17 protein-coding genes are annotated in these 18,017 nt (G+C 64.3%); 13 read left to right on the forward strand and 4 right to left on the reverse strand.

Annotated elements, in window-relative coordinates:
* Positions 1–7: 7 nt before the first annotated feature.
* The 4 genes from A5673_RS04240 to A5673_RS04255 are packed head-to-tail and all read right to left on the reverse strand — an operon-like array spanning position 8 to position 4,060.
* Positions 8–1,093 (reverse strand): acyl-CoA dehydrogenase family protein, encoded by a 1,086-nt coding sequence (locus A5673_RS04240; protein ID WP_068227414.1) that lies wholly within the window; start codon positions 1,091–1,093, stop codon positions 8–10.
* Positions 1,083–2,279, reverse strand: coding sequence for an acyl-CoA dehydrogenase family protein (locus tag A5673_RS04245; RefSeq protein WP_068227416.1), 1,197 nt, complete (start codon positions 2,277–2,279; stop codon positions 1,083–1,085). The genes A5673_RS04240 and A5673_RS04245 overlap by 11 nt, the downstream gene beginning before the upstream one ends.
* Positions 2,276–3,595: an amidohydrolase family protein gene (locus A5673_RS04250; protein WP_082958533.1), complete on the reverse strand. Its 1,320-nt coding sequence runs from the start codon at positions 3,593–3,595 to the stop codon at positions 2,276–2,278. The genes A5673_RS04245 and A5673_RS04250 overlap by 4 nt, the downstream gene beginning before the upstream one ends.
* A 33-nt stretch (positions 3,596–3,628) precedes the next feature.
* Positions 3,629–4,060 carry an SRPBCC family protein gene (locus tag A5673_RS04255; RefSeq protein WP_068227418.1) on the reverse strand — a complete coding sequence of 144 codons (432 nt, stop codon included), beginning with the start codon at positions 4,058–4,060 and terminating at the stop codon, positions 3,629–3,631.
* A gap of 76 nt (positions 4,061–4,136) precedes the next feature.
* Between A5673_RS04255 and A5673_RS04260 the strand changes: the two genes are divergently transcribed.
* The 13 genes from A5673_RS04260 (at position 4,137) to A5673_RS04320 (ending at position 17,911) form a co-directional block, all read left to right on the forward strand.
* The gene (locus A5673_RS04260) at positions 4,137–5,033 is read left to right on the forward strand and encodes an enoyl-CoA hydratase/isomerase family protein (RefSeq protein WP_068227420.1); all 897 of its coding nucleotides are present in this window, start codon (positions 4,137–4,139) and stop codon (positions 5,031–5,033) included.
* A 75-nt stretch (positions 5,034–5,108) separates the two neighbouring features.
* The gene (locus A5673_RS04265; protein ID WP_068227421.1) at positions 5,109–6,014 is read left to right on the forward strand and encodes an SDR family NAD(P)-dependent oxidoreductase; all 906 of its coding nucleotides are present in this window, start codon (positions 5,109–5,111) and stop codon (positions 6,012–6,014) included.
* Positions 6,015–6,024: 10 nt separating this feature from the next.
* Positions 6,025–7,410, forward strand: a complete 1,386-nt coding sequence (locus tag A5673_RS04270; RefSeq protein WP_068227423.1) for an SRPBCC family protein — start codon at positions 6,025–6,027, stop codon at positions 7,408–7,410.
* A gap of 70 nt (positions 7,411–7,480) precedes the next feature.
* Positions 7,481–8,320 carry an ABC transporter permease gene (locus A5673_RS04275; protein WP_068227425.1) on the forward strand — a complete coding sequence of 280 codons (840 nt, stop codon included), beginning with the start codon at positions 7,481–7,483 and terminating at the stop codon, positions 8,318–8,320.
* Between the two features lie 2 nt (positions 8,321–8,322).
* On the forward strand, positions 8,323–9,186 hold the full coding sequence (locus A5673_RS04280; protein ID WP_067324078.1) for an ABC transporter permease: 864 nt from the start codon (positions 8,323–8,325) through the stop codon (positions 9,184–9,186).
* The gene (locus A5673_RS04285; RefSeq protein WP_068227426.1) at positions 9,186–10,748 is read left to right on the forward strand and encodes an MlaD family protein; all 1,563 of its coding nucleotides are present in this window, start codon (positions 9,186–9,188) and stop codon (positions 10,746–10,748) included. Before A5673_RS04280 ends, A5673_RS04285 begins: the two co-directional genes overlap by 1 nt.
* Positions 10,745–11,800, forward strand: coding sequence for an MCE family protein (locus tag A5673_RS04290; RefSeq protein WP_068227428.1), 1,056 nt, complete (start codon positions 10,745–10,747; stop codon positions 11,798–11,800). The genes A5673_RS04285 and A5673_RS04290 overlap by 4 nt, the downstream gene beginning before the upstream one ends.
* On the forward strand, positions 11,793–12,848 hold the full coding sequence (locus A5673_RS04295) for an MCE family protein (RefSeq protein ID WP_068227430.1): 1,056 nt from the start codon (positions 11,793–11,795) through the stop codon (positions 12,846–12,848). Before A5673_RS04290 ends, A5673_RS04295 begins: the two co-directional genes overlap by 8 nt.
* Before the next feature lie 29 nt (positions 12,849–12,877).
* Positions 12,878–13,972 (forward strand): MCE family protein, encoded by a 1,095-nt coding sequence (locus A5673_RS04300; RefSeq protein WP_068227502.1) that lies wholly within the window; start codon positions 12,878–12,880, stop codon positions 13,970–13,972.
* Complete coding sequence (locus A5673_RS04305; RefSeq protein ID WP_068227432.1) at positions 13,969–15,183, forward strand: MlaD family protein; 1,215 nt, start codon at positions 13,969–13,971, stop codon at positions 15,181–15,183. Before A5673_RS04300 ends, A5673_RS04305 begins: the two co-directional genes overlap by 4 nt.
* Positions 15,180–16,430, forward strand: a complete 1,251-nt coding sequence (locus tag A5673_RS04310) for an MlaD family protein (protein WP_068227434.1) — start codon at positions 15,180–15,182, stop codon at positions 16,428–16,430. Before A5673_RS04305 ends, A5673_RS04310 begins: the two co-directional genes overlap by 4 nt.
* A 27-nt stretch (positions 16,431–16,457) precedes the next feature.
* The gene (locus tag A5673_RS04315; protein WP_068227436.1) at positions 16,458–17,147 is read left to right on the forward strand and encodes a hypothetical protein; all 690 of its coding nucleotides are present in this window, start codon (positions 16,458–16,460) and stop codon (positions 17,145–17,147) included.
* A complete protein-coding gene (locus A5673_RS04320) occupies positions 17,144–17,911 on the forward strand; it encodes a mannan-binding family protein (protein ID WP_082958534.1) in 768 nt (255 codons plus the stop codon). The genes A5673_RS04315 and A5673_RS04320 overlap by 4 nt, the downstream gene beginning before the upstream one ends.
* Positions 17,912–18,017: the final 106 nt, after the last annotated feature.

Here is an 18,017-nt window from a genome sequence, read left to right on the forward strand (position 1 = left end):
CTTGGGTTCACGTCGCGCTCTCCCCGGTCTCGGTCGCCGGATAACGGGCGGTAAGCCAGCGCGTGACTATCCCGCGGTGATGTGCGCGCGTGCCGAGGTTGGCCGCGACGCTCGCCGCGCGCCGGAGGTGTACGTGCGCGTCGTGCTCCCACGTGTAGGCGATTCCGCCGAATACCTGTGTGGCGCCCTCCGGCACGGCCCGCAGCGCGTCGATGCCCCAGAAGGCGGCGAGCGATACCAGCGCCGATGCATCGGGATGCCCTTGTTGGCAGGCGTCGGCGGCACGGTTGACGAGCGCACGCCCGACTTCGATTGCGCACCGCTGGTTGACCAGGCGGTGTTTGATCGCCTGGAAGGTGCCGATTGGGCGGCCGAATGCGACGCGCAGCTTCGCGTACTCGATTGCGGCCTCGTTGGCGGCCGACGCGATGCCGACCAGTTCGGCCACCTGCGCTACCTGTCCACGCAGCGCGGCCGCACGGTGGCGACGTCCGGCGCACTCACCCCTCGCCAGGATCTGAATGGGTGCACCGTCCATAGTGATTCGTGCCGCCGGATTATGGTCCAGCGGGATCAACGGCTCACGCTCTACGGCCGCTCCGGCCGGATCGACCACGCCCAGCACGGTGCCGTCTCCCTCGCCCGCAACAATCAGGAGCCCGGTGGCGACCGCACCGAATGGCACGAGCGGCCAGACCCCCGAGACGCCCGCCGCGGTGTGTTGACCGCGTTCGGGCAGCAGCAGGCTGACGCCGTCGGCGCAGCGGTCCTCGCACCATGCTGCCGCCGCGGCCGCGGCGAGCGGGACGGGCGCCGAGGCTGCGCCGGCGGCCTCGGCGAGCACGCACAGTTCGCGGACGCCGCCGCCTCCCCCGCCGGCGGTCTCGTTCACCAAGACGTCGGTCCACCCGGCCTCGGTGACGGTCTGCCACAGCTTCGGGTCGAACACGGCACCCGGGCCGTCGAGCAAAGCCCGAAACGCCTGAGGCGACCACGCCTTTCGGAGGATGCCCTCGGCTGCTGCGCGCAGGCGGGCGAGTTCTTCCGGGCTCGGGGCGGTTTCGCTCGACGGCAACGGGCTGTCAGGGGTCACGGGGCAACCCCAACAGCTTCTCGGCGATCACGTTGCGCTGGATCTCCGACGTGCCCGCCCCAAACGTTGCCGCCCGCATCAGCAGGTAACTCTTCGCGACGTTGCCGTTCTTCGCCGCCCCCGGCGACCCGCGCTCCAACGTCCCGGCCGGTCCGGCCAAGTCCAGGCCGAAGTTCGCCATCGCCTGGTCCACCTCCGAGGTCAGCAGTTTGGCCACCGACGCTTCGGGGCCGGGGCTGAGACCGCGGACGCCGGCGGCGGTTGCCTGCGCCGAAATCTGACGTAATGCCTCCACCTGCGCGGCGAACCCGACGATCCGATCGGCGACATAACCGTCAACGTCGCTGCCATCGCGGCCAACTGCCCCCCGCTCCTGCGCCATCCTGACGAGGATCGCCAGCCTCCGTTCGATGCGGTGGGTGCGGCTCTGTCCGACCCGCTCGTAGCCCAGCGTGGATTTGGCGACCTTCCAACCGTCGTGCAGGGGCCCGACCACATTGCCACGGGGCACCCGAACCGAATCGAAAAACACCTCGTTGAACTCGGCCTGACCGGTGATCTGCCGGATCGGGCGAACCTCGATCCCGCTCGTCCTCAGGGGCACGAGGATGTAACTGATCCCTTGATGCTTCTCAGCTGCCGGATCGGTGCGCGCCAGGATGTAGATCCAGTCGGCGTACTGAGCCTTGGAGGTCCAGACCTTCTGCCCGTTGATCACCAACTCGTCGTCGTGGATCTCGGCTGTGGTCTTCAGGGCGGCGAGATCACTGCCGGCCCCGGGCTCGCTGAAGCCCTGGCACCACACCTCTTCTCCGGAAAGGATTTTTGGCAGATAGCGTTGGCGTTGCTCGTCGGAACCCCACTGAATGATGGTCGGGCCAAGCTGATTGACGGCGCTGCGATTGATCGGCTCCGGCGCGTGCGCGACCGCCATCTCGGCGTTGAAGATGAGCTGCTGCACGGGAGTCGCGCCGCGACCACCGAATTGAACTGGCCAGGAAATCGCGGCCAGACCGGCGTCGTGAAGCCGGCCCTGCCACAGCCGCATTCGATCAAGTCGGTCAGAATCGTCGCGCCCGGAACCACGGACGTCGTCCGTCAGTGCGGTTGCCAGGAAGGCGCGAACCTCGTCGCGGAACCGCTGATCGGCCTCTGTGAGGACGACCCCGTAATCCGGTTCGGTCACGCCCCACCGCGAAGGATCGACGCCATCCGTATCTTCATGTCGCCGTAGGTGATCGCGGTGGCGCCCGCCCTGGGCGCGCGGCCGGCGTCGACCTTCGGCGCCGACAAATCCAGGCCGGAGATCCTCCCCCGCAGCGCGGCAACGGTGCAGTTTTCTCTGCCCCGTCGCTCGACGCCGGTGTAGCCGAAGACACGGGCAGCATTACGCCAGGTGATGGCCTCGACCTCGTCGGGTGTACACCCCTCCAACTGGGCGGCCAGCTGCTCGGGCGCGTCGGGCCAGCTGCTGTCCGAATGTGGGTAGTCCATCTCCCAGCAGATGGTCTCCACCCCGATGCGGTCCCGCATCTCGATGCCGACCCGGTCGCGGATGAAGCACGACATGAAGTTGCGGCGATACACGTCGCTGGGGCTCAGTCCGTCACCGAGGTCGTCCCCCGTCCAGGCCCGCTGGCGCGAGTAGATGTCCTCGAAGCGCTCCAGCAGGAACGGGATCCAGCCGATGCCGCCCTCCGACAACGAAAACTTGATGGACGGGAATTTCCGGACGATCGGTGAGAACAACAGGTCGGCCACGAAGCGCTGGGTGTCGATCGGCAGCATCGAGTTGTAGGCCAGATAGGTGGTCAGGTCGGACGGCACGGGCAACCCGCCGCCCGTGCCGATGTGGATGTTCACCACCGTGTTCTCTTCGCAGATCGCCTCCCACAGTGGATCCCAATGCGGATCCTGCCAAGGCGGCTGCCCGTAGCTTCCGATGTGCTGCGGGGCCGTCACCGCGCGACAGCCCCGCCCGGCCAGGCGCCGCACTTCGGCCGCGGCCAGCGCCGGGTCCCACAACGGCAAGATCCCCATCGGGATGAACCGGTCGGGATGCCGACCGCACCAGTCCTCGATGTGCCAGTCGTTGTAGGCGCGGACCATCACCTCGGACACCTCCCGGTCTCCGCGGTAGGTGAACAGCGCGCCCGAGATGGTGGGGAACGACGGGAAGCACAGTGACGCAAGCACACCGGAGGCATCCAGGTCGTTCACGCGTGCGTCGACGTCGTAGCATCCCGCCCGCATGTCGGTGAATCGGGACGGCTCGAATCCCCATTCATCGTTGGGCCGGCCCGCGACCGCGTTGAGCCCGATGTTCGGTAGCTGAAGACCGTCGTACACCCAGAAACACACGCCGTCGGCGTCTTCGACGATGCGCGGGGCGTCGTCGGCGAAGCGGCTGGGCACCCGGCCGACGAACATGTCGGGTGGTTCCACGGTGTGGTCGTCGACGCTGATCAGTACCAGATCGAGAGGATCAATCACTTGAAGCATCTTAGACTAATAGACACTTTCTGTCTAAGTGTTCTATTTCGGGCTGCGCGCCCGGGCGAAGTCCTGCACCCAGCCCGCCATCAAGCCGTAGACGGACTCCATGGCATCGCGTGCGGCGGCATCATCGCCGATCGGCTCATAGTCGATGTCCCAGACGACGGTTGATTCTCCGGGGGCGTCCGCGCTGTCGGTGACGGTGTTCACCGCCACGAAGCGGCTGACCGGCATCGGATTGTTGGCGATCTCATACGACAGCGCGCGCTCGTCGGGCTTGATCCAGATGAGGGTCTCGATGACCGGCTTCTCAGTGCTCGCGGCGATGAACCGTCGCATGCCGGGCCCTGCGCCCTCAACCCTGACATCGCTGGGTCCGGGGATCCAGTCGACGTTGCCGAAGTCGGCGAGAACGGCCCACACCGCGTCCGGTGGCGCTGCAAGCCGTTTGGTGACCGTGAATGTTGGCATTCGCTGACCGTATCACCGGATGTAACAGTTGATCGACTAGTGTACTTATGTACCGCCGACTTGCGAAGGAGGGCGTATGGGCGCCGACGCCGCCGCTGAAGGCGAATTCGAGGTCGATGGGGACTGGGTCCGCTACGAGGTCGTCGAACCGCACATCGCGCAGATCACCATCAACCGGCCGGACCGGCGCAACGCCATCCTCTCGCCCGGGATGCATGACCTGTTCAAGGAGCGATTGGACCGCGCGGAAGACGACGACGAGGTAAAAGTCGTCATGTTGCTTGCGGAGGGGAAGGACTTCAGCAGCGGCGACGACGTGCGCCGGCTCCCCGTCGAACAGGCGGGGCTGCGCAAGGGCGTGCGATTGCCGCAGACCGCTCGCCTGGGCAACGCCCGGCGCCTGCACCGGCACCTGACGAACTGGTTGGAGTTTCCGAAGACGGTGATCGCCGGCTGCCAGGGAGCGACGCTGGGCGCCGGCATGAATCTCGCCCTGGCCGCCGACATTCTGGTCGTCTCAGATGACATGTACCTTGCCCGGCCGCAGGCCCGCATCGGGTTCGCCGGGTTCTCCACGGCCATGCCGCTCGCGCTGCTCAAAATGGGCCCCAACCGCGGCTATGAGGCGATGATCACCGGCCGCAAGGTGACTGCGGACGAACTTCGCGATTGGGGGGTGGCCTCGTCGGTGGTGCCGCCCGAGTCCCTCCGCGACGAGGCCCTGCGGTACGCCCGCGCGATCGCTCACCACTCGGCCGACGGCCTGATGGTGGGAAAGCACGCACTGATCGCGTTCTGGCATGCCGTCGGGATGGCGCAGTTCGGCGATTGGGTTCCCATGGGCCACACGGTGTTCAGCAATCTGTCTTGGCGTGACGATGAGTTCAATTTCATGAAGGAGCGGAGCGCGCGCGGCGGCCGAGAGGCCATGGCCGAGCTAGAGCGGCGATATTCGGAGTGGGGATTCGAATAACCTACGGTAAACACCTATACAGATTCTGTATCGATGTTCTGTATGCTAGCCAGACGGGATGGGAGCTGACTGACGATGGGTGTGCTTGACGGACGTACCGCGCTGGTCACCGGCGCCGGGCGGGGTATCGGCGCGGCGGTCGCCGAGGGCCTGGCAGCCGAGGGCGCGACGGTTCTGGTGTCAGACGCCGGTGTCAGTGTCGACGGAACAGGCTCTGACGCAGGCCCGGCCGAAAGTGTGGTCGCGACGATCACGAGCCAGGGCGGTAAGGCGTTCGCCGATACCACCGACATCACCGACTTCGCGGCTTGCGCGGACCTCATCAACCGCGCGGCCGAAACGCTCGGCGGCCTCGACGTCGTGGTAAACGCTGCGGGGATCCTGCGCGACGCCATGGTGTTCAAGATGAGCGAGCAGGACTGGGACGCGGTCATCTCGGTCCACCTCAAAGGCACGTTCAACGTCACGCGTCACGCGGCCGCCTGGTGGCGAGAAAACCGTGGCGGACAGTACCGACTGATCACCTTCACCTCGATGTCGGGGCTGCAGGGCGCGCCGAGTCAGCCCAATTACGCCGCGGCCAAGATGGGTATCGTCGGCCTGACGTTCTCGTGCGCCAACGCATTACGCAACTACGGGGTGCGCTCGAACGCCATCGCGCCGATCGCCGGCACCCGCATGACGCAGGGCATCAAGGGCGGCGGCAGCATGGACTACTCGGACTCCAACGTTCGCCTGTCGCCCAAGAATTGCGTGCCGCCGGTCGTGTATCTGGCCAGCGTGCAATCCGATTGGCTCAATCGGCGCGTCATCTTCGCCGGCAACGGCCGGATCAGCCTGATGTCCAACCCAGTCGTCGAACGCGAAATCGTGTCGGCGTCGGGAACTTGGGATATCCCGACCGCATTCGCCGAGATCGAAACGTCGTTCAAGGAAGCCGTGCTCTACCCCAACATTTTCGACAAACCACCCGCAGGCTGAAGGGGGTGCCATGACCGAGCTTGCGACCAAACGGGTACCCGAAAAGTTCGCCTGCGGTGAGACGTTCGTGCCGAAGAGCCGCTACATCGACCCCGAATATCTGCAACTCGAGTTGAGCCGGTTGTTTACTCAGGTTTGGCAGCCGGCGTGCCGTGAAGAGGAAATCCCTGACCCCGGTTGCTATTACGAGTACACGATCGGTCGGCAGTCCATAGTCGTGGTGCGCCAGAAGGACGGCGGCATCAAGGCATTTCACAATACGTGTGCCCACCGCGGGATGAAGATCGTCTCCGGCAGCGGGTGCTCGCCGAACAAGGAATTTCGCTGTGGGTTCCACGGCTGGCGTTACGGGTTGGATGGGCGGTCTTCGTTCGTTCCGTGCCGTGACGAGTTCGCCGCTCGCCCACGCGATCAGTGGGGTCTTCGTCCAGTTGCCGTCGGCACGTGGGGCGGCTGGGTGTTCGTCAGCATGGCGGATGACCCGCCGGATCTGATCGATTGGCTAGATCCGCTGCCGACCGCGCTCGCGCCATTCCGGCTGCAGGACATGCGCTACCGCTGGCGCAAGCGAACCTTCCTGCCGGCGAATTGGAAGACCGTGATCGACGCATTCATCGAGGGTTACCACACCCCCGGTACTCATCCGCAGACGATGCGGTCCGCAGAAGGCCCACGCCCGTCTGCGGAACCCGCAGCGCCGCAAGAGTACGCCTACGCCCCGTACACCCCGACCATCACGTACAAGAACCACTCGAGATTCGTCTACACGCAGCGTCCCGAACACGCCGCCCGCGACAGCGGTCGTCAGGAACTGGCGGCGCGACCAGAGGTGTTCGCGAATTCGATGCAATACCAGTACCTTGAGGTCGGCTCGCTGGTCACAGAACGCGACTACCGCGCCGCGCAAAAGCTGGCTACGATGGAGCCCAGCGAGGTTCCACCCTTTGTCCTCTATCACCAGATGTGCGAGGACCTCGCGCGCTCCGAAGGCGTTGACTTTCCGCGCATGTCGATGGAGCAGTACTTCGCGGGAAACGGCGACTGGCACGTGTTCCCCACCATGGTCATCCTGGTCGAGAAGTCGTGCCTACTCGGCTACCGCATGCTGCCCGACGCCGAGGACCCGAATCGATGCACCTTCGAGATGTTCTCGTTGGAGCATTTCGCGCCCGGGGAGGTACCCGAGGCACAGTGGCAGGTCTTTGACCGGTGGCAGGACCACGACGGCTGGGGCGAATTGCCGTCACAGGACCTGAAGAACATCGGCGCGATTCACGCCGGCATGCACTCGGCCGGGTTTGACGGACTCTGGCTCAACACCGCGCAGGAGATGTCAATTCGGAACGAGCATGCGATCGCGGACAGATACCTGTTCACGGACGATCACAGGGTGTAGAAGTGTAGCTGGTGAAACGATAATGAGCCGGGGGGCGAGCCGGGGGGCAACGCTCGAAAATCACGCTGCGATGACGCCACAACACGATGGCGTCGTCGCGATACAAGACTGGTCCGTCGGGTACGTCAAGCGTCATCCACTCGCCTCGCTCACGACGGTCGGTGAACAGTTCGTCCTCGGCGTGCGCACCGTTCAGTACTTCTTCTTGGACCTGGTCACCGGGCGGTTCCAATGGCAGGAGTTCGTCCGGCAGGGCGCATTCATGGCGGGCACAGCGGTGTTGCCGACGATCCTGGTGTCCCTGCCGATCAGCGTCACATTGTCGATTCAGTTCGCGCTGCTGGCCGGTCAAGTCGGCGCCACCTCATTGGCCGGCGCGGCCAGCGGACTCGCGGTCATTCGTCAGGGCGCGTCGTTGGTGGCTGCGGTTCTGATGGCGTCGGCCGTCGGGTCGGCGATCACCGCCGACCTGGGCTCGCGAACCATGCGCGAAGAGACCGACGCGATGGAGGTGATGGGCGTCTCGGTCATCCGTCGCTTGGTGGTGCCGCGTTTTGCCGCCGCGATCATGATCGGCGTCGCGCTCACCGGAGTCGTATGCTTCGTCGGTTTCTTTGCGAGTTACATGTTCAACGTCTACTTCCAAAACGGCGCGCCGGGCAGCTTCGTCGCGACGTTCGCATCGTTCGCGACAACCGACGACATGATCCTGGCGCTGGGCAAGGCGATCACCTTCGGCGCCATTGTCGCGGTCGTATCAGCCCAAAAAGGGTTGTCCACCAAGGGCGGACCGACGGGCGTGGCGAACTCCGTGAACGCGGCCGTCGTGGAAGCGATTCTGATTCTGATGATCGTCAACGTCGTCATCAGCCAGCTCTACATCATGTTGGTGCCCAGGACGGGGCTGTGACGATGACCGCCTCTCGTTATCTACCACTGGCTCCGATCACCACCCCGTTGGCTCGGCTCTATCTCAGAACAACCAAGCCGATCATTCGACTCGGCCACATGCTTGTCTTTTTCGTCCGGGCGCTCGCCGGGGTGCCGATCGCGTTGCGCCAATACAACGGCGAATTTCTGCGACTGTTGTCGAACATCACCTGGGGCAACGGCTCGATCGTGGTGGGCGGCGGCACCGCCGGGGTGGCCGTGGTCCTGGGCATGACCGTCGGCGCTCTGGTCGGCATCGAGGGATACAACTTCCTGGACCTGCTGGGCCTGGGTCCCGCAACTGGCTTCATCTCGTCGCTGGTCAACACCCGCGAGTTGGCACCGCTGATGGCCTCGCTGGCGTTTGCGATGCAGGGCGGCTGCCGGTTTACCGCACAGTTGGGTTCGATGCGGATCGCCGAGGAGATCGACGCAATGGAATCGATTGCGATTCGCCCGATTCCGTACCTGGTGACTACCCGGTTGATTGCCTCGGTAGTCGCGACCGTACCGCTCTACGCCGCCTGCCTGGCGATCGGCTACCTGACCACCCAGGTGGTGGTGGCGATCAGCAGCGGTGGCTCCACCGGGTCCTATCTGCACTACTTCACGCTCATGCTGGCCGGCAAGGACATCGTCTATTCGTTGATCAAGGCCGTCATCTTCGTGTGGATCGCCTCCACCATCCAGTGTTACTACGGCTATTACGCCAGCGGGGGCCCTGAGGGCGTCGGAGTGGCCGCGGGACACGGCATGCGCGCCAGCATCACCGTCGTGATCATGGTCAACATGCTGCTCACCATGGCGCTGTGGGGAGTCGACGCCGGCGCAAGGTTCGGTGGTTGATGCCGAATTCTTTTGAGCTGGACGGACGTGGCCCTTCGGTCCGACAGATGCTCGGCTGCGGAGTCGCCGTTCTGGTCGTGGCGGCCCTGCTCACCGCGGGGATGCTGGCCAAGTCCACGGGCCGGCTGAATCACTACGTGCGCGTGGTCGCCGACTTGGTCAACGTGGGCGACGGGCTTCCCGAGAAATCCGACGTCAAATACCACGGGGTGCTCGTCGGAATGGTCAACGGCGTCGTTCCCGCGGCCAACGGAAAACCCAACTACGTTCACATCGACCTCAAACCCGAATACGCCAACTCGATTCCGGCTGCGGTGACCGCGCGCGTGGTGCCCAGTAACGTGTTCGCGGTCTCGTCGGTCCAACTGGTGGGTGAGGGTCCCGGAGCGGCTATCCATGCCGGCGCACACATTCCCGAAGACACCCGGCTGCCGACCGTGTTGTTTCAAACCACCGTCAGCAAGCTGCGCGACCTGCTCGTCGCAGCCGGGCGCGGCAGAGACGACAGGACGGTGGGCATCCTGGCCGCGCTCGGGGCGGCCACCGACCATCGCCGCGTCACCCTGCTGAACGCGGGGGCGCAGCTGAATCACCTTCTCGATCAGCTTAATTCGATTGTGAGCACCGATGCCGGTCCCTCAACGGTATCGGCGCTCGTCGCGGCGACCCAGGGGCTTGCGTCCACAGCCCCCGATCTTCTCGACGCCCTGCATCGAGCCGTCGCGCCGATGCAGACCTTCGCCGAGACCCGAGGACAACTGGCCACACTGCTGTCCGGGGCCGATCACACCGTGGGCACCACCGACCAGTCGCTCAACAACCACATTGACCAGCTCATCAAGATCACGACCGATTTCACCCCCGTCCTGGGTGTGCTGGCGCAAAAGTCCAACAACTTTGTGCCCGCAGTTACCAAACTGGACAACCTGGCCGACAAATTCATGGAAGAGGTCTGGAACCCGCGGCAAAACCTCGGCAACATGCGCGCGATGCTGACGTTCACCCCGAGTTCCACCTATACGCGTGCGGACTGTCCCCACTACGGTGACCTGAAGGGGCCCAGTTGCTTCACCGCACCACTGGTTCCGGTGCGGCCGGATCTGCCCGACGTGCTTCTGCCGCAGAACTATCAGCCGCCCAAGGATCTGGCGCCCCCGCCCGGCACCGTGATCGGTCCGGACGGAAACCTCGTAGCCGTCGGTCCCCCGCTGGTCAACGGGCCGCCCAACTTGACCGACCCCAATCCGCCTCTACCCGCGTGGCTTCCGCCGTCGCCGCCCGTGCCGGGCAGCGCGAATCCCGATAATCCGAACCCGGGGGCGCCCGCGACACCGCAACCGCATGAACCGTGGGTCGCACCGGTGGCGCCGAAGGCGCCGTGGATTCCGCAAGCGTCGTTCGGCGGCAACGTCGGGCCCATCGGCAGCCAATACGAACGCAACGTGCTGTCCGTGATCACCGGGCAGGTCGTCACCCCCGCCACCGAGCTGCTGCTGGGCCCGGTCGCGCGAGGCACAACCGTGTCGGTGAAGCACTCACCTTCGAAGGAGGGGCCCAAATGAGGTTTCGCGGCCCGCTCGTCGGCCTCACTTTGTTCATGGTCGTCGCGTTGATCCTGACGTGGCTGGTATACGTCAGCTTGCGGCGTGACGTGGCCGGCAAGACGGCGCCGTATTCCGCGCTGTTCACCGATGTGTACGGGCTTCGGGAGGGCGATGACGTGCGCATGGCCGGCGTGCGGGTCGGCCGGGTCGAAAAGATCGAACTCGACGGAAAACTGGCGAAAGTCTCGTTCGTGGTGCAGCAGGAGCAGCGTTTATACGGGAACACACTCGCCTCCGTGACGTACCAAAATATCGTTGGGCAGCGTTACCTCGGATTGTCTTTGGGCAACGACGGCACTCGGGATCAGCTTCCGGCCGGAAGTGTCATCCCGCTTGAACGCACCGACCCGTCGTTCGATGTCACCGCGCTTCTCAACGGCTATGAACCGCTGTTCAGCCTGTTGAACCCGCGCGACGCCGACAACCTCACCAAGGGCATCATCCAGTCACTGCAAGGCGATACATCATCGCTTGCGACGCTGGTCAGCCAGACATCCACGCTGACAGAGACATTCGCGGGACGAGACCAGGCGCTCGGCGACGTGATCACCAATCTCAACAAGGTGGTGGGCAACCTCGCAGCACAAAACGACAACCTCGACGCCGTCATCACCCAGGCCCGTGACGTGGTAGCCACACTCGATCAGCGTCGCCCGCAGTTGCAGTCCTCGGTGGGTGAGCTGGCGCGGGTGCTGGGCCGGCTTTCGGCCTCCGCCCAAGACGTGTACCCGGCACTTCGTGAATTCATAGACCGCAGGCCGGGTGTCGCGAGGCACCTGATGGACGTCGAACCGCAGGTGGCGTTCTTCGGCGACAACATCCCGCTGCTGCTCAAGGGCCTCACTCGGGTCGGCAACCAGGGCGCGTACGGCAACGCCTACGTCTGCGACGTGAACTTCATGGGGTTCTTCCCCGGCCTGAACGACGTCGTGCCGATCATCATCGCCGCCGCCACGCCCGGAAACACAGCATGGCACTCCCCAAGATGTAGGAGCACCGCCGATGGCTGACACAGCGACATCGCAGCGCCTCGCGCGTCTGAAGAGGCGTCCGCTGGAGAGTTACAACAAGACATGGCTCGGGTTTATCGCCGCCGCGGTCGTGGCAGTTGTGATCGGGACGATGCTCGCGGTCCACGCGGCCGGCGTCGGCTACCGGCACTACACCGCCGAGTTTCTGCAGGCGGCCTCGCTGCGCCCCGGAAACCCGATCGCGGTTGCGGGTATCCCGGTGGGCAACGTGACCAGCATGAAACTCGTCGGCGACCACGTCGAAGCGGGCCTGAAGATCCGCAACAGTGTCGTACTGGGCAAAGACTCCAAGGCTTCGATCAAGGTCACCACCATCCTGGGCTCGCGTTACCTTGCGCTGCAGCCCGACGGCCCGGCGTCGCTGCCCAACAACACCTTCGATCTGTCGCACACCGAGGTTCCCTACGACCTACAGGCCGCATTACAGGACGCCACAACGACTTTCGCGCAAGTCGATTCTGACAGATTTGCGCAATCTCTTGCCGTGCTCGGCAAGCAACTGCAGGGGTTGCCCTCAATCGTGCCGCAGGCGATGAACAACATCAATTCGTTGTCGTCGATCATCGCTGTACGGCGCGACCAATTGGGCTCCCTCCTGAAAAGCACGCAGCAGGTCACCAACACCCTGCGCCGCCAGCAAGCGAACGTCGGCAACCTGATCAACCAGGCGCAGGATCTGCTGGGCCAATTTGTCGCGCGGCGCGCCATTTTCCACGCGATGATGCGATCCCTGACGAGTCTCGTCGACACCATGAGCCAGCTCGTGGTCAACGACCGCTCCGGCCTGGACACGCTGATCAACGACATGCGTGACTTCACGGGCCTGATGGCCGAACACGACGACCTACTGGCCAGCATGCTGCAGATCTCACCGATCTTCTTCCGCGAGGCAGCCAACCTCACGGGTGACGGCAACGCGATCAACTTCAACGCCCCCAACGTCCCGGCCATCGACTCGTGGATGTGCGCAATCAGCGGGCGCGCCAAGCAGTTCGGCATGATCCAGTACTTCAAGGACTGCAAGTGAAAGCCGTCGGCGGCAAGTTCGGCGCTCGGATGGTGGTTATCGTCGCCATCGTGGCGTTGGTGGTTGCGGCCGTCGGGGTTGGGTGGTGGTACCTGGGCTCTGACGAAGACGCGATCACTGTGACAGCCCAATTCGACAGCGCCTCAGGCCTGTACGAGGGCAACGTGGTGGCAGTTCTGGGAATGCCGGTCGGCAAGATTACCAAGATCACTGCGAAGGGCGGCTATGTCGAAGTTCAGTTCACCATCGCACGCGATGTCAAAGTTCCCGCGGACGCCGACGCCGTCACGATATCGACATCCATCCTCACCGACCGCCAGATCGAACTCACCCCGCCCTACCGCGGCGGTCCGGTCATGGAAGACCACGACACCATCGGCTTAACCCGAACCAAAACGCCCGTCGAATTCAGCCGCGTGCTGGCCGTTCTCGATAAGGTGACCAAGTCGCTCGAAGGCGACGGTCACGGCGGCGGTCCCGTCGCCGACGTCCTCAATAACGGGACCGACGTGGTGGACGGCAACGGCGGAAGAATCAAGGGCGCGCTCAACGAGCTGTCGAAGGCGCTGCGCCTGAGTAGTGACGGCGGCGCAGCGACCCGTGAGCAGATCACCACGATCGTCAAGAACATCAGCACCCTGTTCGACGCCGCGGCCGCCAATGACGCCAAACTGCGCGAGTTTGCCTCCACCATCCACCAAGTCAGTGAGATCATGGCCGACGAGGACATCGGTAGCGGGAACACAGGCCGCAAACTCGACCAGCTGGTCCAACGGGCCGGCGACCTGCTCGACACCAACCGCGAAGCAATCAAAGATGCCTTGCTCAAAGGCAATACCACGCTGAAAACGGTCACCGACAAGCGGCGCGACCTCGCTGAACTTCTGGACGTAGCTCCGCTGGTGGCCGACAACGCCTACAACATGATCGACCGGGCAAACGGCAGCGTGCGCGCGCGCTTCCTGACGGATCGATTGCTTTTCGACAGCCAATACACCAAAGAGATCTGCAACCTGATGGGCCTTCGACAACTCGGCTGCAGCACCGGGACCATCCAGGATTTCGGACCGGATTTCGGATTGACATATGTGCTGGACGGCCTGGCGGCGATGGGGCAGAAATGATCGCCGGACGCTCGAAAGCAGCCGCCGCGATCGTCGCCGCGGCGATCGTCAGCGGCGGATGCGCCACGAACGGCCTCGCCAGCCTCCCGCTCCCGGCGCCCGGGTTGGGGTCGGGGGGATACACCTTGAACGCGGTGTTCTCCAACGCACTTAACCTTCCGATGAACGCGAAGGTGAAACTGGCCGGAGCCGACGTCGGCCAGGTCGAATCGATGGTCGCGCGCAACTACACCGCGGTGACCACGCTGCGGATCAGGAACGGCGTCCTGCTGCCGCGGGGTAGCACCGCCGAGTTGCGCACCGCGACACCGCTGGGCGATGTGTTCGTTTCGGTCAAGCCGCCCGCCGATCCCGATGCGACCATAGCGATGTTGAAGGACGGCGACACCATCGGCTTGGATTCGACGGCTGCGGCCGCGACGGTCGAGTCGGTGCTCAGCTCGGCGGCGATCCTGGTGAACGGCGGCGCAGTGCGCAACCTCACCCACCTCATCAACGGTTTCGGCAAGGCGACCGGCGATCAGGGCCAAGCATTCGGCGACCTCATCCGCAAGTCGAACCAACTCGTCGGTACCCTCGACTCGCGATCGGACCAGATCTCGAGCGCGCTGACCGAATTGTCCCGTCTCGCAGATCGACTGGACGAAAAGAACCGCAGCATCACCGAACTGATGGCGGCCGCGAACCCTGCCACCTCGGCGCTGGCGGATAACACACGACAGCTTTCAGAGCTGGTCACACAAGTCGGCGACACCACCCGGCTGTTGGCGAGGTTCCCGTCGCTCGGGGGAACCGACACCAGTGGCAGAAGCATCATCCGCGACCTCAACGCGGTCGCCGGGGCGGCCAATGACGTTGCGGTGAGCCCGGATACCAGCTGGCTGGCCTTGAACCGGCTCATTCCCCCGTTGGTCAAATCCACAGCGGGAAACTCGATCTCGGTGAACGTGAGCGTCGATAAGATCATGCTCGGATCGCTCCCCGACATCGGGTTCCCCGGTGACATCGGTCTGCACGGACCGCACCACTACAACGTGAACCTGCTCGTCGGCACCCTCAAGTACACTTTGTGGCGCCTGCAGGAACGCGTCGTCGGCAGGGGCCCGAACTCTCCGCAGGTGCCCGTCATCCCGGACCCGAGCATCCCGGGCCAAATCGATGTCGCGCCCGGGCCGCCGCCAGGCCCACAACCACCGGGAACTCCGCCGTGATCGCCGCGATAGCGAACTTCGTCGTCCGTGCGGTGCGGACAGGTCATAGACAACAGGTGTGGCTGTCGGTGGCGGGTTTGGTGCTCACCCTGGTTGTGGCCACCGCCTATCTGTTGGTCGGAGCGCTGCGGGTGACGCCGTTCGCATCCTCGTACGAGGTCACCGTTCAATTGCCGGAATCTGGTGGCCTGCTGCCCAACCAAGACGTCGCGTTGCGCGGGGTGCGGATCGGACGGGTCAAGTCGCTGCAGATCACCAACCGGGGTGTGAATGCCGTCGCCAGCATCTCGTCGAAGGTGAGAATCCCAGCGAGCGCGGTCGTACATGTGTCGGCGCTCTCGCCGGCAGGCGAGCAATACATCAACTTCGAAGCCGAATCCAACGCCGGACCTTACTTGCACGAAGGCAGTCTCATCGGCCTGGACCGGACCACGGTCCCGGTCAGTTTGGCGCAGTTGCTCGGCGACGCCGACGGACTGCTGGCGCAGGTCGACCCACGCAAGATCGAGTTGATCAAGAAGGAACTGAGCCTGAGCAAAGAGGGCCCGGCGAAGCTGGCGGCCATCGTCGACGGCGGCACGTTCCTGCTCTCGACGCTCGACTCGGTGCTGCCCCAAACCACCAGCATCATCAAGACCAGCCGGGTGGTGCTCACGCTCGCGGCCGACAAGAACACCGGTTTGGCCGCCACCACCAAAGAACTCGATCGGACGCTGGCCGGGGTGGCCCGGATGGAGGGCGGCTACCGCAGCTTGACAGCCGAGACGCCGCACACGCTTTCGGCCGTCGACAACTTGTTCGCCGACAACTCCGACACCATGGTGCAGCTGCTAGGCAGCATGGCCACCGTTTCCCAGCTCATGTACCTGCGGGTGCCGGCGCTCAACGCGCTGTTCCCCGACTACCGCGGTTCGGTGTTGGATGCGGTGGCCAGCGCCTTCCACGACCACGGCGTCTGGGCCACAGCCGATCTTTACCCCCGCTACGTCTGCGACTACGGGACACCGGCGCATGCGTCATCGGCGGCCGACTACTACGAGCCGTTCATGTACACCTACTGCCGCGACGACGACCCCGCCGTCTCGATCCGGGGGGCCAAGAATGCGCCGCGGCCCGGAGGCGACGACACGGCAGGCCCGCCCCCGGGTGCGGACCTGGGGCGCAGGACCGACCCAATACCACGGGGTCGCTACACAATTCCCACTCCGTACGGTGGGCCGGCGCTGCCGATCGAACCGCCGCATTAAGACCTCAACACATCCACCCCGAGGGAGATGATCATGGCCGTAACAACTGACAAAAAACTCGCCACTGAGGTCGAGGAGGTCGAAGAACCCGACGTTGCCGGCGTAGAAACCGGCGCCGAAGACGAAGCCTCCGCAGAGACTGAGGCCGTCGATGGGGGTGAGGAAGACGAAGAAGACGACGACCTGCGGTTGACGGGGAAGGGCGGCAAGACCGACCGAGTCAAGCTCCGTCACCGACCGTGGAGGCGGTCTCTGCGCCGCGGCATCATGCCGTTGTTGCTTGTTGCATCACTTACTGTTTCGGGCTTTCTCGGTTGGAGGCAGTGGCAAGAGCATCAGGTAACGCTCGCGGGCCAGCAGGCCCAGCAAGCGGCCATCGCCTACGCCCAGGTGCTGACCAGTATCGACTCCAACAACGTCGACCAGAACTTCCGGCAGGTACTCGACGGAGCGACCGGTGAGTTCAAGGACATGTACACCCAGTCCAGCGTGCAGCTTCGACAACTGCTGATCGATAACAAGGCCACCGCACACGGGGTGGTAGTGGACTCCGCGATTCAAACGGCGTCCACCAACAAGGTTGTCGTGCTGGTGTTTATCGACCAGACTGTCACCAACACTGCAGCACCTGATCCGCGCATCGACCGCAGCAGGATCAAGATCACCATGGAAAAGGTCGACGGTCGCTGGCGTGCCAGCAAGGTGCAGTTGCTGTGATGCGGCGGCTCTTGGCAACGGTGATCTTGGTTGCGACTACGGGGATCCCGGGGACGGCGACCGCGCGAGCGTCGGCGCCGTCGTTCTGCGGCGAGCTGGGCGGCGACTGGGACGGGCAATACTGCCATACTACGGTGACCTCGGAGCGCAACGCTGTGCGCAACATCAAAGTCGCCGTGCCCGGGGACCTCGTAGACAACCCGACGACACGTGGGGTGGTGCGCGACTACCTGCGCACCCTAGTCAGCAATTGGCGAAACGCCAACGCGCACATGGCCGCCGACAGCTACGGCGAGGAGAACTACGAAATCTTCTCGCACGGCAACCTGCTCAGCGCGGTCTTCCACGAGGATTACCACGCCGACGGACCAAAGCCCAACAACGCCTACCGCACCTTCACGTTCGACATGACGAGCGGCAGGCGACTGCAGCTGGCGGATCTGACGACATCAACTCCGTTGACTGCCATTCCCCCGTTGGCTCAGCCCTTCATCGAAACTGCGCTCAATCAAGCGCCGCCACCACACGACCCGGGAACCTACCCGTTCGTCATCGACCGCTGGACTCCCGACAAGGTCTACTCCGGCGCATACAAGGCATGGGCGCTAACTCCTGACGAACTGATTCTTTACATGCCGGACTACCCCGTCGGTCACGACGAGCCGATCAACTTCACGCCAGGAACGATGCAGTGGTACATGGACGGGGGGACCGTCCAAGTTCATATCCCTCTGTCGGCCCTGGGTTCAGTGCTGCGCATCTAATTCGCCGTCGCTTAACCCAGCGAGCGAAATCGATAATTCGCCGCTGATCACCGGCAACACGACCCGATATCGCCGCTCGGCCACGGTTAACTAGCATCGGATGAGC

Origin of the sequence: Mycobacterium sp. E3198 (genome assembly GCF_001667015.1) — a bacterium.
Taxonomy (GTDB): domain Bacteria; phylum Actinomycetota; class Actinomycetes; order Mycobacteriales; family Mycobacteriaceae; genus Mycobacterium.